Source organism: Acinetobacter sp. SFB (genome assembly GCF_001647545.1).
Lineage (GTDB): Bacteria > Pseudomonadota > Gammaproteobacteria > Pseudomonadales > Moraxellaceae > Acinetobacter.
In genome coordinates this window covers 474,191-490,102 of record NZ_LSZH01000001.1, presented here as the reverse complement: position 1 = coordinate 490,102, position 15,912 = coordinate 474,191, and the positions used below count along the sequence as shown (strand labels likewise).

Sequence of the window (15,912 nt, the reverse complement as noted above, 5' to 3'; positions counted from 1 at the left end):
TAGGACTTATAAATTATGAACAAATTAAAATTTCAATTCGAATTCATGGTTTAATACAAGCTCATGATTTACTTTCTTTTTCACACAATGAACTCAGATTTTTTATGGAATCAAAACTGCTAACTTCCGATGATATTGATACCTTATGCGGAAAGATTTTAAGTCATGAAATCAAAGTTCATTTTTTTGAAAAAAAAATTTCTGAGCATTTACAACAATTCAAAATCAATCACCCTACCCAAACTTTTCAACATATTTCTCAAACTGATTTAAACACCGTACATATCTTAGGTTTTAATTTTCAAAATGTTCAACAGTTACCATCAATTGGTTTGATCGGCTTTGGACTGTTCAACTTACTTTCTATTTTACTCATTTTACTCCATCTACTCCTTTTTCAAACTGCATCTCATTGGGTAAATCTTGTTCCTGCCTATATTGAATTCACCATATTTTTCCTTCTTTGCATAGGTTCAGGCTTAATGCTCAGAGCAACGCGTGTAACACGTAGAGTAGATGAAATTCTTTGGAGTATTTTGTCCCTAATAGGACTTGTTCTGGCATTTGGTTCTGCCCAACGTTTATTTTTTTATGCTGATAATTTAATTGTATTTAGTTTGCATAAAATTTTAATTCCTGAACAAATTTTCCATTTATTTACACAAATCCCTACAAACACGGGGACTCAATTTCTATTCATTTTATATTGTATTATTGGGGTCGTTGTATTTTATGTAAGCTCACATTTATTTTCTGCATCCCCTGAAATAGCCAATATTGTTCGGCGCTACCCCGATATTTTCCATATTGAGAATCCACATAAACTGCAACAAGAAAAACGAGACTTAGTCCAAGAAATTAATAAAGCTAACAGCAACCTAAGAGCATTTGAGCGCTTTAAAGCAAAGTTAATTTCAGAATTTGAAAATGATCCAATTCTTGAACATCTAAACTCATCTTCCACTCTTAATTTCATTGATCCTATTCAAAAGATACAAGAGAAAGTGACGTATCTGTCTATTGATCACAGTCATCTAGAACAACAACATCAACTTGAGCGCATTCAACATTTACTGAGTACCCTACAACTACTCTCTCAAGATGCATCATCTCTACAACAACAGTTTGAAATATTTGATACTGCTCAGGCGGAGAGAATATAAATGCTTTTAAGTCAAAACCCCAAGAAGCTTTGGTCACTTTTATGGATGATATTCTGTTCTACAGTACTGATTAATTGTATTATTCTCTACCAATTCGATAAAAAAAATCAACGTGACCGCTTTACAGGTTGCCTTAATAAAATTGAACAAAAACATGTTTTTGTTATTGATCCATCATCGATTCATAGCACTCAAACACAATCTGAAATTCTATCTAGAATTACACAGCAAGCCCGCAACATCAAACGTGAAGATTTAGCTTTAGTATATGTGATGAATGGTCAATCCATGAGTCAATTGCAACCCGTATTTAAAGCATGTCACACCGATGCGAACTTTGAAAAATTATTTTTGAAATCTATACAGCATGCGGTCTATGCTCAGCCACAGCATTCAACAGCCATTCCGCTTGCTGAAGCATTACTCGATATCGAACTGAGTCAACACCAGTTTCAGCCAAAGCAAACTCGATTATTTATTTTTTCTAATTTCTTACAAAATTCACAAAATCTGTCATTTATACAGAGTACAGATCTAAAGACAGCGATTAATCAATTCAAATTAAGCCGCCTTGGTGGTGTACAACGTCCAACTTTTGTCAATACTACTGCATATTTACACATTATTCCGCATGAACAACTCACTGAGAACCTACTCAATATTCGCGATGGTTTTTGGATTTGGTTTTTTGGAGATATGCGTGGAGATAGAAGTACATATGGTTTGGAACGTCACGATCTACCAGGCTCATAATATTTATTAAGGGGAAATTCATTATGACACTCACAGCAAAAAAAGGGCTTCCAAGCGGCTTTCTACCAATTCTAGGTGGAGCAGCATTAGTCTCAATGATTATCATTTGGTTTAATTTACACATTATATTACTAGCTTTCACAGTAACAGTCCCACTTATTATTTATTTTAATATTGTTAAAAGAGACCTACTAAAAAAACCTGACTATAACGCAGTTGATAGTGTGTACTACTTTGGTTTTAGTTTAACTATTGTCACGCTTGCAACTTCAGCCATTATTCATTTTGGTCTTTCTTCTGATATTGAAGACCTACAAAACTTAAATCTTGTATTCTCACAATTTGGTGTTGGATTATTAGTAACCTGTCTTGGTTTGATCTTACGTTTGTTCTTATTGGCATCCATGAATCAACAAAACGCAGATGAGGAACAAAATGAACGCCATGCACTCATTAATGACATCATCGACTTGAGAAAAGAAATTACTGGTTTTGCCAGTGAATTAAAGGATATTAATGTCAATTTAAAGAATCAACAGAAAGTACTTAATCTAGAAATTATTGAGAGTTTAAAATCAGCGACTTTGACTTTTAATGAACAGTCGATCAATGTACAAAATGCTTTAATCGAGCACCAAAAGCAAAAAAATCTTGAATTAATTGAGCATCAAGAACAACTACAAAAAAATCTATATGAACAGATGCAAGGGATGAATGATTCACTCTATAGCAATATGCAACAAGCGAATCAATCACATCTTGCATATGTAGAAAAATCACAACAACATTTAATAGATTTAGCATCCAATATTGGCACAGCGATTCATGATTTAGCTCTTCCAAGCGTTGCAGATTCTGCAAAAAAAGCTTCTCAACAGCTGGTTGGTGCATACAGTGACATGCAACAAAATATTGGGCATTTTAATACTCAGCTTCAAAATATGACAGAGCGATATACCCACTTACATGAGCAACACCATTTGCAACTCCAACATACATTACAAAGCACAAAAGCTTCGGTAGAGGCTGTAAATGATGCTCTAATTGAAGTTGCAAACAATACGTCTAAAACCATGCGTAAAGCAAATACGAATACACCAAAAAATCTTGATCAAGTCGCAGGTTAAGTAAATGAACAGAAGAGAAGATGTTTTATATCTCACCTTGATTGATTTTTTCCTACAAATGCTTTTTCTTGTCATGATTGCATTGTTGGCCTATATTTATGTCGAACGCCGTCATAATGCCGAAGCGAAACAATTTCTTGATCTTGCCAAAGAATATAAAGTAGATAGCGTTCAGGAACTCATTGACCGTTTACAAACCCTCGCCCCAATCAATAATTTAGAAGATGCAAAAAAAGCACAAGATTTTATGGATGCTAATGGGGGCTTAAAAGAAGTCAATGCCATGGTGGAAAAATTCAAGGATGGTCAAGGTAAACCACCTTGTATTTTTGCAATGGAGAATGGTCTAAAAGTTGCAAAAACTGTTGCAGTCTTTGAAGCAACAAATAGTTCGATTCGTTTGATTTCTTGGCAGCCTGAATTTGAACAATTAGCCAAGCAAATTAATCAACCGATCAGTAACCACCAACAATGGTCACTACGGGGATTTAGCTCTAGTTGGCACAATGTATTGATCAAATATCCTCAATGCCGTTATACCGTGACTTTACATGAGCGTTCAAATCTTGTTGCACCACGAGATCGTGTACAAGGCATCTTCTATACAAGGATTCGTAAATAATGTCCTTGAATAAATTAAAAGATGCTTTGCAAGACTACCAAAATAGCTACAGTGAATGTTTAGGGATCACTCCCACCTCATCTGCCCCTACTGAAGGAAGAGCTGAAACAAATTCAGCGTTTCCTAAGTTAGGCTTTAAAATTGAAATTCCTGATCCCCTTGAAATCAACTCGACTCAAGTCACTCAGGAAAAAGTCTCTTCTGTGCAGACGGAAATTGATAAAGACATTCTTCAACCAAAGCGCAACCCTTTCTCCCAATACGGTCAAAATGATCAGCCACAACTAGCAAATCAGTCTAATCAAAATAGTCAGCGTATACCTCGTGCTCGTATAAAGAAAAAAGAAGGCTTCAACTTCACTCCGATTCTCATATTGTTTGTATTCATCATGCTGTGTGGTATCGGTTATGCAATTTATGACTTTTACTCACCTAATAAGGCCGTAACATCTCTGCCTTCTCAGGCTAAAATGAGCCTTAACCATGAAATTCAAAAAGAAAATACTTCTGAGTTGCCTAATCAGGAGTAGCTTTATGACTACGAAAAATTTTTCTAAATCTTAGATAGATCAATTTCAAGCATAGGCTTGCTATTTAGCACTAATAGGCCAATGATTTCCTATCAGGAGGATTAAACAGTATTTTATGCTGTTTCATCCTCCTGATTTAAAATAAAAAATCTCATTTTATATATAAAGTTAGGTTTAAAGCTTATATTCATCAATCACTTTTCGGGCTTCTTCAAAACCGTTTTGAGCGGACTGTTTTATCAACTGAACCCCTTTAGATTCATCTTTTGGAATGCCTTCTCCAAAATAATACATGAGACCAACAATATATTGTGACTGAGCATGACCTAGCTCGGCTGCTTTTGAAAACCATTTAAATGCTTCTTGATCATCTTGACGTTCGCCCGCATCTTCACTGAAATAATCCGATCCCAAGGCAAAATACGTTCTTGGGATGTAGTCTTTTGCTCTTTCATGACCTTGAGCAGCAGCTTTTCCAAAGAAATCTAGAGCTTTTATATAATCTTGCGGCATACCGAATCCTTTGAAGTACATGACTCCAAGCTCAAATTGTGCTTTTGTATCCCCTGATTGTGCGCTATTTACAGCAGATACAAAATACGCATCCCCATCAATCACTTTTCCTGCTGTATTTGCCACTGTCAGTTGCTTATATGGCATATCCCATGAGCTTTTAAGTTTATCTAATTTTTCTCGAGCTCCTTCATGGCCTTGTACTGCACTTTTTTCATACCACTCTTTGGCTAAAGTTAAATTTAACTCTGTACCTTGACCGTCGGAATACATTTCACCAAGTAAGAATTGAGCTGCTCTGTTTCCATCTGTTGCAGCTAGTGAGAACCATTTTAATGCTTCAGGTAAATCTTGTTGCATCCCCTGACCAGTATAATAACAAGTACCCACATTTGCTTGTGCCCCTGTATCACCTAATAAAGCCCCGCGCAGAAACCATTCACACGCTTTTTGTTTGCTAACAGGGGTTCCTTCACCTCTGTAATACATAATCCCTAAATTAAATGGCGCAGATTTATGATTGTGATATGCAGCATTCGTCCATGCTTCCAATGCTTTAGCATCATCTTTTAGGATGTATTTATTATTAAAAGAGACATTTCCCTTATAGTAAGCATTACCGAGATTAAAATAATACTCACCATTAATTTTATCAATACGAGGTTTGACAACTTTTTCAACCCCTTTATGTAATGGTGAAAACATTTTTTCAATTCCAAGGGTAGCAATTTCACCAGCCTTATCAATACCACCTAAAACTTTTGAATGAATTTCTTCGCTTTTTGTATTAGCTGTCACATAAGAAGGTAAAGTTAATACGAGTGATGAAAGAAGTAATTTTGCCTTTAAATATTTCATATAGATAAACCAATAATTTGAAAATTCTTTTATGATCTAAAATAAAAAAATGCAGTCTCTTTTTAAATCAGAAACTGCATTTTTCAATGTTATAACTAACTCTTATTATTCAAAACTTGCCGTTCGCTTGAATTGCAGGATTTCTCGTTCTGCCATATTATACTCACGCTGAACTTGCCCCAACTTATTGCTGGCTTCGTCATATCTTTCACGATAATACTTTCGTGATTCTTCCTTAAGATCAGAGTTATACATATTGGATTTTGCTGTAACCATTGTATCTTCGATAGATTTTAAGTTTTTGTTTGCATTATAGAAATTATGTGCAACGTTATAATATGGGCGCAAACTATTTTGCATTTCCATTGGACAACTCTGATATGTCCCCCTACCTTGTAGTGCGTAATCAAAAATCGTTTGTGGATTACAAAAATTTTTTAGACCTTTTTTATAACCAGTGGTATAGGCTCCTGTGTCTAAAATCGCGTTGTGCTTCATACATGCTTGAGTACGCTTTTGCATGAATGAACCATTACCGTTATAACCATCATTTTGACCAATTAAACCCCAATTGGCAGATAAACACTCATTTTTAGACATAATTGCACAACCATTCAGCATAACAATACTGCCTAACAACAACATTTTTAATTTCATATAATCCTCCAGTATTAATCTATTTAAAGATCTCCAAATTATTTTAGCCATAGCGGAGATCAAATTTTTATTTAAATCAATGTAATTACACGTGAGTTATTTGCAACTTTTAACCCATTCACCAATACTTCTGTATCTAAGACATAGCGCCCTTTCGACACATTTGCAGGGAATTTCCAACTGAATGAATTTTCAAACAAACCAGAACCAAAATCTTGCCCATTAGTCACTTGAACATCTTTCACCAGTTCACGTATCACTTTGCCACTTGCATTTTTTAGAACAAGCTTTTCTTGTACACGTTGCAAAGGTTCTGCGATGCCTTCTACAACTGTTAGATCAGACTTCACAGTAATGCTTTGGTTTGCCTGAATCGTCTGATTAGGAAGAACAACTGTTGAGTATTGTTGTATACGTGTTTGTTGTGGCAATTGCCCTTTATTAGCCTGTTTATATGCCCCTTCAACTTCAGCAGCGGATTTTTTTTGAATAGTGTGTGCATTAATCATTAAGCACCCTGCTGCAAAAACCGCCCCTCCAATGGCAGCACCTGTTGCAGCATAAGTACTATCACCTACAGATGCCCCGATTGCTGCACCAAGTAATGCACCTACTGCTGTAGACATTCCTGTATTACATCCACCATTGGCTGACGTTGCCAATCCACCTGTACTTGCACAACCTGAAAAAACTAAGGCTGAACTGAGCATAGCGATAGACATTGATTTTTTCATTCTATTCCCCTCTTCACATTTCAAATGATTATTGAATCACCATATCGTCAAAAGCTGCAGACTCACCAGCTTCTGCCTGACGTAAAATCCGTTTTGCTTGACCATTGCTTGGAGAAGCGGATAACACTTCGCGAACTAAAGATTTTGCTAAACCATAATTATTTGCATTTAATGCGCGCTCTGCACGACTGAGCTGGGCATCAAAACGTGCTTCATTCTGACGACGTGCTGCTTCTGCTTGTTTACGTGCCATTTCCTCAGCTTTTTGACGCTCCTTTTCAAAAGCTTGCTGACGTTCTTTTTGTGCTTGCTCAGCTTGGCGTTGTGCTTCTCCTCGCTCACGTTCTGCTTGGGTTAGACGTTGTGCTTGTTCAACCTCATGATTGGTATTTTGTTGAGGTATACTTTGAACAGCATCTTGTACATCCTCACTTTCTAATGAAACTTCATCTGTCTCTTGTTCTTGTTGAAGATTAAATTCTTCAATCCTCGATTCGATTTGCGGTAGTAGCTCTATACCACCGACAAGTTCAGCATCTAACTCTAATGCAGCAAGCAATGTCTGATGTGCCAACTCTAGATTTTCAGCTTGAAGATATTCTTTGGCTAAAGCGAGTTTCTCTTTTGCAGATGTCGCTTGCGCTTCTGCCGATACAACCAACTGAACAAAACTTGCATTGGTTTTACATTCTGCTTGATTGAGGTTGATGATACTCAATGCACGTGTCGGCATTTTTTCACTTAGCAAACTACTAATTTCTGCATTTGCATTTTCGCAAGGATCGAGCTGGGTGCCCTCATGTACAACCACAGCTTTTTCTGTATCTTCTTTACCACTGAACATAAAGAAAATCACAACCAAAAGTACGATAAAGGCAATCGCAATATATTTAAAACTCGAGGTTTTTTGCTGTGGTGTCTCTAAGGGTATAGGTTGACTCGTTAATGGTGGTTGAGGAGGCGTTACGATTGGTGCTGCAGGCTGTATCGGTTCAAGAAGATGCTCATCTGGTTCAGCATCTAAGACTGACAGATCACCTTGAAACTTGAGTTGAGATTGTTCCAAACTTAAATATTCATTTGGAATATTTGCTAAATGCTTTAAACGTACAAAAATCCCTTCATCTTTTTTAAAGGCATAACGATCATAAGTTCGCATGATTTCAAGGGTCGAGCCAACAATGATGACACCTAATAGCTCTTTATTGCCCTGCTTTGTGAGGTGTTTAACTACGGCCGATGAGTTTGGTTTGTCTTTGATTTGAGTTTCATTTAGGCTTTGACTTCCAATTGAATCTTGATTTTCACTCAATGACTCTTTTGGAATGATTGGTATTTCCTTTGACTCTACAGGTGGAGTTTGGAGTTGAACGTCGTGCAAAGTACCACAAAAAGGACAATATTTTACTTTGAGCTGTAGCTTCCGCTCACATTCAATACAAACAATCTCTTCGTTCTGCTTAGCCATGTTATTTAACCTATTACTTCTTTTTTGTGTTGAGCGCTGGCAGTATTGCCCTTTTCAAGGACAATACTGCATGAGCAATTATTGTAAAATTGGCGGAATACTAGGAATTGGTGGCGGCACAGGTATTGCAATCTCAGGGCATTGGGCAATTGCGATCCAATTAGCTAAACCTTCACGCCATACCATCGTTGCCATGTTAATTTGTTGCTGTTGCAACATTTCAACCAGTTTAGGATGTGAGTATGGTCCAAAGTTTTGCCCATTAATCGCTATATGATATTGATACTGTGGTTGCTGCAGAATTGGTGGTGGCATCGCACCCGGAGGTGGTGGTGGAGTCATACTAGGCATTGCAACAGCCGCTATTGGTATGACTACTTCTGCCACACTTTTTTTCACAAGAAGTTGCTGATGTGTTTTTAAGATACTTGGTGACATGTTCATTACCCATTTAAGACGTCGATCCTTATTGGGCTCACGAATTTCGTCCTGATATGCATCCTCGTCTGAATCTTTGAGCACTTCAGCCCATTTTTCCATTTCTTCCCGATACTCAGTTAATTCATATGCGAGATCGATCAATTCTTGTGAAATTTCCTTACGCTGAGCTAAATCAATAAGTTCTTTCTTCAATTCTTTCGCAATGGCACATGCAAAACCAACATATTCAACCTGAGCACCAGTTTCATTTTGTACCAAACGCGGCGTGTAAACTTCACGTTCATAATGATCAACTAATGCAATTAGCATTGTTAAATTTGCATCACTCAGAGATTTAAATTTTTGTTGAACTTGATCATAAATGTTGTCACGGTAAGTCTGAGGTAAACCATTTAAACGGAAACCACGTTCATTACCTAAGCGGCGAATATCACCTCGTGCTACTGCAAATTCATATTGCCCACTTGGAATCAAGCCTGGAACATCACAACGCTTTAAAATACCCAGCATCACTGCTTTCAAGTAGCATTTAAAATCATCAGCTAAACTGTTTAATTCATCAGGTGTTGGTGCATATGGATGCTTGAAGCGTGTTGAGTCAATATGGGTATGTAAAGGAGTTCTTTCGCTTTCTTTACGATAACTCGTACGCCAAGTTTCAATACCGCGTAAAATCGTAAGAGGAATACCTGACAACTCAACATAGCATACTGCTCGACCAGGTTCCCCGGTTTCGACAATCGACAATGCCTGAGCATTTAAGCCTAAGCCACTTGGAATACAGCCAGTTAATTCGTGTTTGTACTTTTTACTGAATTGATCGGCCCCATTAACACCAATGAAACATTTGAAACGGTCTGGTGGTGGGGTGAAATCGCCACCCATTTTAGCATCAATCCAAGGCATGGCACGTTGTAACCACTCAGTGAATACATTCTGACGTTCAATCACACTCATGTTTTCAAGTGCTTTATATAGTGCATCTTCTTCTTGATCATTTTTTTCAAAATCAACCAGACGACGCTCAGCCATACGAATAATTTTAAGCAATAATGGTGTCTGCTGATCTGGATCGACAAGGGCTTTAAATAGCTCTCTTGAACCACCAAAATCTTTAAATGCTTCAGCGGCCCATTCACAAAGCTGTTTTGGGTCAATATCACGCTCTTTTACATCATCTGTTTCGATAATTTGCAAAGTTGCATGTTTGGTACGAATCTGCTGATGAATCACTTCCTTGTCATGATCCAGACGCTTCATCATATCCATAACGGACTCTTGACCATTTTGCAGGTCACCCATCACACCATTCCAAATTGTCTTGCCACTCTCATCCACACCCAAACTGTTGCCAAGCCAGTTAGAGATATCCTGCATTAGTTCAATTGCTTCAACTGCAGCTTTCGCCTGCAAATGGAAAGCTAAAACATTGGAGATATCATTGCGTAAATGATCTAAAATATTTCTCGCTTGTTCTTCACGAGAAGATGCACTAAAGCCAAGAAAACCTGTACCCTTGGTTTCTTCTAAATCTCTGAGCTGTTTTTCATACTCATAGGTTTGTACTGCATCTTTAATGGCTGTATAACGATTTGCAGAATTCTTTAAATATACGCAGATACCTGTATTGGCATTTTCGATACGTCCTTTAATTTGTTCAACTAAAGAAATAACGTATTCAAATCCACCTAAATCTTGGTTATCAATATAAAGATACAAACGCTTTTCGATATCTTTCTTTAATGCATCAAAAATTACTTTGCGTCGACGTACTACCTGATCTTCAGCAGTATCACCTTTTGTATTCGGGTTACGAATCACTTGCTCAAGTAAATTATCCATTGCAAGACGGACCTGTACTGGCCATTGATCGCGATCTACATTGCTGACTTCATTAATACGCTTGCTGACACGTTGGCGTGTTTCATCCACAATATCAACTTCCACACCAGATTGACCTGCACGAAGCAATGTTTCAACAATCGTCAAATCCATAAATTCTGTATTTAACTCACGAATTTCAGGATTTTTCAGTGTTGAAGCAGAAAACTCTGGCAAGTTATTAAATGGAACTAAAGCTGAATACATATATTCAGACATAAAGTTATCGCATTGCTTTTGACTTGCACGGTTTGCAGTAGGATTAGCGCTTGCTACACCAAAGAAGGCTTTAAGCATGTCCGATGCCAAACTATAGGCATATTCATCATAGCGAGCACGACCAAGCGTATCCAAAGTGGATTGACCGAATGCTGAATATGCACATGAATAGTTTAGCTTCATGTCACCAAAACGCCCCGTAGGTACAGGTGGGGCAAACATATGAATTTTATGTTGGCGTTGGTTCACAGCAACTGAACGTTTACGGTTGGCAAAGTCAGCAGAACGAAAATCCTCAAACAAAGTATCCGCAATCATTGAATATACATCATTCATATTATCCGTATGCTGGCGTGCAAGGTTACCGGAATCAATTAAATGGACTTCATCATACGGCTTCGATGCAAGCTGTGGACGATCATAATCATCCCATTTTTCAACATACTTAGAATGACCTACCATTGCAGACTCAACTTCCATCAACGCTGCATAAGCATTCGCTTCAGTACGTGATTTATTCGCACTTGAATAACCTGTCGGCAAGAACAACATAAGTTCTACGTCAGCAGCTTCAACTTCGTTACTTGCTACCCATTTAGATAACCACCCCATATCCAAAAATGAACCCGAACCTGTACCGCCAGCAACAGACCCCATAACCACGATACGGAATTTACTTGTATCCAGCTGTAGATTTAATTTTCTCAGCATGTCATCACGTGATAAACCCGCTTTTAATGTATTTAATTTTGAGCGGATTTTGTCACGTGTTTTTGGATATTTATCAAAGAAATATAAGCGCGATACAGATCGAATCTGTCCCGCACCTTTTGCCGGGTCAATACCCAATTCACGAATTTTTCTTGGTGTTAACGGTAACCAATTTTGAATATGAGGATAACGACTCAGTGATGCATCATCACGGCTATATTTCTCGATATCAAAAGACTCTACAATTTTTTCATCATCCGTGAACTTGACTAAGTTATATTGCAAATCTTCAGTTTGTGCACGACCGCTATCAATAATTGCACCCTGATCTAAGTCAAAATGGATAAATTGTGCAATTGGAAACTGTGATAAGTTTTCTAAGCGAACATTATCACTGCCCCAACTTGCATTTAGAATACGACGACGCACACGCATCATCACTTCCATACCTGTACCACCCACCCCAATATAAAGTGTTGGGCGGAGTTTTACGGTCTGCTCTGCTGCTTTGGCTGCAGTGCTTGTGTTGACATTTTGTGCGTCTGTCATCTTCTTCTCTCTATTTCACTTATTTTTAATTACTTAGCTTATAATCAGTGCTTAAGCACGGCTTGATGTGAATGTCAGAACAGCACTTACCAATGCAACAATACCTAAGGGCCCCAAAATAAGCAGAGATAAGAATTTCACTGGATTGACTGCTGCCAAGACTGCACCGATGGCAACTGCAGCAAGGAAAATAAACAACCACCAACCTGCCATACTTGCTTTGCTCGGAGAAATACGTTTTTTTACCAAACTATTGCTGAAACCACGTTTTGCAAAAAAGAAAGCGATGAGAAGAACAAGGATAATTCCTCCAGCAATCATGAGATCACGAGAACCACTTTCTTCTTGAACAGTTGGGACATTCACTTCTTGAACAGTTTGCGCTGCTGTACCTGTTTCAGTTTTAGCTTGCTCATCTGCTGTTGGTAAAACAAAACCGTTATTTGTATTTGACTCTGACATATATCCCCCTGGATGCTTTTTTAAAATTAATCTTTAATATTTAACGAAGTGTCACACTAAATTCTTTATGTATAACTTGAACAGATGCGTCTGAAATACCACGTTTTACAATCGCAATTTCTTCCCCAGAATCACCATAAACACTCAACTTGGAAAATGGTTTTAATTGGATAGTTTGTTTCTTCAAGCCATTCACCCAAACATCGTATTTTTTACGTTTTGAACTCAATGCCAAAGCCAAAATTCCGAGTACAAGTGCCAATAAAATCCCTGCAATCATGACTACAACCGGCCATAAGGGATATTGCAAACGGAATTGCACAGGAATTGTTGCTGTAGACGACTGAATACTTTGTGGTGCAACAAAGACATCCGATAATGGATCACCAGGAAATAAATTCTGCAAATTCTGTTTAAAATCTTCAGATAAGCTCAGCTTCTGCTCATATAAGGTTACATCAATATTTGCAGGAATCGTAACTGCCTTACCCATTGCCTTAAACACTTCCCAAGACCAGGGAGACACAATTAAATGCGAAGGAATTGGCACTTGAAATTCTAGCTTCGTGTTGTCTTTGGTCATCAAATTAATATCTGATTCAGAAATCTGAATCGGTGCTTGCATACCATTGGCTAATCTCAACTTTGATTCAACACGTGTTGCAGCAATGTTGTACGGATAAAATTTATTTTTTAGATCTGCTGTTAGCTTGAGTTCAGGAATAACATCTTTAGGTTCTAAATTAAAAACCAAGGTTTTTTGATCAGATGCTAAAGAGGCGTGAATCGTAGACGAGTTTTTCACACCTGTTGGAATGAGTTGAACTGGTTCTTTGTCTAAAGGCTTTAACAACGCAGGTTGTTGTGTGAAAACCTTTTCCATTTGACCTGATTGAACCAAATGATTTAATTCCGCTTCAGCCTGTTCGCCATAAGCCAATGCATAAACCATTAAGCCAGATGCATTAAAATGTTGACCTTGTACAGGCATTTTTAATGGATATGCCATAACTTTGTTAATGGCAGGATCTAAGTGCACCAACTCATAGAATTCTTTATTACGTTCAGCCGTAGCTGCATCATTATTTGGACTATTTTTATTGTTGGTAAAAATCCAAATAATGCCTGATTTTTTCGAAAATGGACCTGTAATCGTAGCAACGACCGCTTCTTTAAAGTCGGTATCTGCATAGGCTTTATCAGATTTTTTCGCAATGCTCTGCTGGCTTAGTTGCTGACTAACATTTTGTTTACCAGCGCCTTGATAAATCACCGTAGGTGATTTAGATACAGCATTACTTTGGTTAAACATTGCTACTGCAATAGTGTCACTTGGTTGCGTGACGGTTTGAACTACAGCATTTACAAGGGGTTTTAATTGTGAGTTTTGATCTTGGTAAAAGGGTTCCATCCAACCAGAGTTTTGGACTAAAAACGCATGTTGTCCTGCACAAGTCAAAGATGATGCAAGACTAAATATAGTTATCAATCCTATTTTTTTCATACAGCAAGCTCCCAACCTAAGATTTCATTTAAGCTAGGGTTATAAAAATACAAAACATTTTGATGAATAAAAAATCTTGACTGTAATGGCTTTTCCACTTGAACACGATGAAAATCTATGAGCCCATCATGTGTATCTATAAATAGCATAATGTCCTGTTTAGAATCATCTTCAAGTTTTTGCTCAATACCTATATTTGTATCTGTATCAAAACTAAAACCCAAAATTAATTGGTGCTTTTCATCCTCAATAAGCGGAACCGTAAAACGATGTGTTGGTTCAAGACCAAATTTTTCTTTCCAAATATCTTTTACGTCAAGTTTGTCACCAAGGTAGAATTTTGAAAAGCCAGTGGTAAAACGAAACAAAGAAGGTTCTACATGTGGTTTTTCTGCATCGAGCTCGATATAACACCAAGGTCCTTTTTCAGCATTCTGATTTGTACAGAATTGGTAGAAATTTCCTTTCCTATCATCATAAGGTGCGCCAAAACGAAAATCAGGCTTATATCCCGGTATCCACATCTCGTAAACGACACTTAGCTCTTGATCATCAAGACCCTCAAATTTTAAAATCAACTGGCCTGACTTACCGACCCAAATTATACGTCTGTTGTCATACACTACTTTTTCAAAATAAATTTCTGATGCGGGATTATTTACTACTACTGATGTCTGCCGAGTAAGCACATCAAGAATCTGCACCTGATTATTGATCAACATTGGTTGTAATATTTTTTTATTCCAATATACAGGCATCCCCAAACATGGGTTATGTTCAGTCACATACTGAGCATGATAAGTCTGAGCTAAACCATCAATAATGACTCGTGCCAAACCTGCTTTTGTCGGAATATATAAATGAGGTGTTCCATCTCCACTCACAACACCTAAAAGCTGAAAAGACTCTTCTATTTGCTTTGGAGAACCTTGCAAGCTTTGCCCTTGGGCTTTTAAATTTAGCCATTCATTATTGTGTTGAGTCCAAATAAATAAATCACCATTGCGTTTATTTAATGCAATGAGTTGAGGAATATCTGTACCCACTTTAATAGATACGAACTCAAAAATCCCTCTTGGCGGCATTTTAATTTTAAGTGGTGCATCATTACTGACATCAGGTTTACTTTCTAATTCTTTGAGTTGGGTACTCAATTGTAGACCATGACTATCTATATATTGACGACCATCCTCATAGTGTAAACTTTGCCCATAAGGTGCAAGCCAATATGAATCTGAATTGATTTGTACTTTTTCTAGACGCTTGCCTGTTTCAGGATCATACAAAAATTCAGAGGGATACATTTTCGTACCCAAACTTGGCAAATTGAGTAATTGCTTAACAAATTGAGGATTCACATGATTTGCTATTCTTAAATTCGGTGTGTTTTTTAAGGTAAAACCGACTTTATCATCTTGAACCCAAGTTCCGGATGATAAATTCCACACTGCTTTATCCTGATTATGAATCAAGACACACCCCATATTTTGAGTTTATTTTGCAACATTCTAGACACTTTTTTGTACTTTCAAACTATTTATTTTATTTTTTTTTAATAAAATTAAATAGTTAACTTAATCTTAACAATGATTAAACAGTAACTAACAAATATTAACAAATAATTTCATTCTTTATTCAAATTTCCCTATAGAGGATTTAGTAAAAATGATCTTAATTCTAGTGTGGAGATGGTGGCAGTTGAACCAAGAATATAATATTT

13 protein-coding genes are annotated in these 15,912 nt (G+C 37.2%); 5 read left to right on the top strand and 8 right to left on the bottom strand.

What is annotated here, in order from left to right:
* From AY606_RS02260 to AY606_RS02240, 5 genes are all read left to right on the top strand, one after another.
* Positions 1 to 1,163, top strand: a 1,163-nt coding sequence (locus tag AY606_RS02260) for a hypothetical protein (RefSeq protein WP_171255337.1), incomplete at its 5' end; no start/stop codon positions are given.
* Complete coding sequence (locus tag AY606_RS02255; protein ID WP_067864066.1) at positions 1,164 to 1,916, top strand: hypothetical protein; 753 nt, start codon at positions 1,164 to 1,166, stop codon at positions 1,914 to 1,916.
* A gap of 23 nt (positions 1,917 to 1,939) precedes the next feature.
* Positions 1,940 to 3,043 (top strand): hypothetical protein, encoded by a 1,104-nt coding sequence (locus AY606_RS02250; protein WP_067864064.1) that lies wholly within the window; start codon positions 1,940 to 1,942, stop codon positions 3,041 to 3,043.
* A 4-nt stretch (positions 3,044 to 3,047) separates the two neighbouring features.
* On the top strand, positions 3,048 to 3,665 hold the full coding sequence (locus tag AY606_RS02245) for a hypothetical protein (protein WP_067864061.1): 618 nt from the start codon (positions 3,048 to 3,050) through the stop codon (positions 3,663 to 3,665).
* Positions 3,665 to 4,195 (top strand): hypothetical protein, encoded by a 531-nt coding sequence (locus AY606_RS02240; RefSeq protein ID WP_067864058.1) that lies wholly within the window; start codon positions 3,665 to 3,667, stop codon positions 4,193 to 4,195. The genes AY606_RS02245 and AY606_RS02240 overlap by 1 nt, the downstream gene beginning before the upstream one ends.
* Positions 4,196 to 4,369: 174 nt before the next feature.
* Here the strand turns inward: AY606_RS02240 and AY606_RS02235 are convergent, their stop codons facing one another.
* The 8 genes from AY606_RS02235 to AY606_RS02200 all read right to left on the bottom strand — a co-directional run bounded on the left by AY606_RS02235 (position 4,370) and on the right by AY606_RS02200 (position 15,664).
* Positions 4,370 to 5,566, bottom strand: coding sequence for a tetratricopeptide repeat protein (locus tag AY606_RS02235; RefSeq protein WP_067864055.1), 1,197 nt, complete (start codon positions 5,564 to 5,566; stop codon positions 4,370 to 4,372).
* Positions 5,567 to 5,671: 105 nt separating this feature from the next.
* Entirely contained in the window at positions 5,672 to 6,274 is a 603-nt protein-coding gene (locus AY606_RS02230) for a DUF2799 domain-containing protein (RefSeq protein ID WP_249409203.1), read from the bottom strand.
* A gap of 20 nt (positions 6,275 to 6,294) precedes the next feature.
* The gene (locus AY606_RS02225; RefSeq protein ID WP_067864049.1) at positions 6,295 to 6,957 is read right to left on the bottom strand and encodes a YMGG-like glycine zipper-containing protein; all 663 of its coding nucleotides are present in this window, start codon (positions 6,955 to 6,957) and stop codon (positions 6,295 to 6,297) included.
* Between the two features lie 28 nt (positions 6,958 to 6,985).
* The gene (locus tag AY606_RS02220; protein WP_067864046.1) at positions 6,986 to 8,425 is read right to left on the bottom strand and encodes a hypothetical protein; all 1,440 of its coding nucleotides are present in this window, start codon (positions 8,423 to 8,425) and stop codon (positions 6,986 to 6,988) included.
* 78 nt (positions 8,426 to 8,503) lie between these two features.
* Positions 8,504 to 12,226, bottom strand: coding sequence for a tubulin-like doman-containing protein (locus tag AY606_RS02215; RefSeq protein WP_067864043.1), 3,723 nt, complete (start codon positions 12,224 to 12,226; stop codon positions 8,504 to 8,506).
* A 51-nt stretch (positions 12,227 to 12,277) separates the two neighbouring features.
* The gene (locus AY606_RS02210; RefSeq protein ID WP_067864040.1) at positions 12,278 to 12,688 is read right to left on the bottom strand and encodes a hypothetical protein; all 411 of its coding nucleotides are present in this window, start codon (positions 12,686 to 12,688) and stop codon (positions 12,278 to 12,280) included.
* A 40-nt stretch (positions 12,689 to 12,728) separates the two neighbouring features.
* Positions 12,729 to 14,192: a hypothetical protein gene (locus tag AY606_RS02205; RefSeq protein WP_067864037.1), complete on the bottom strand. Its 1,464-nt coding sequence runs from the start codon at positions 14,190 to 14,192 to the stop codon at positions 12,729 to 12,731.
* Positions 14,189 to 15,664, bottom strand: coding sequence for a hypothetical protein (locus AY606_RS02200; RefSeq protein WP_249409202.1), 1,476 nt, complete (start codon positions 15,662 to 15,664; stop codon positions 14,189 to 14,191). Before AY606_RS02200 ends, AY606_RS02205 begins: the two co-directional genes overlap by 4 nt.
* Positions 15,665 to 15,912: the final 248 nt, after the last annotated feature.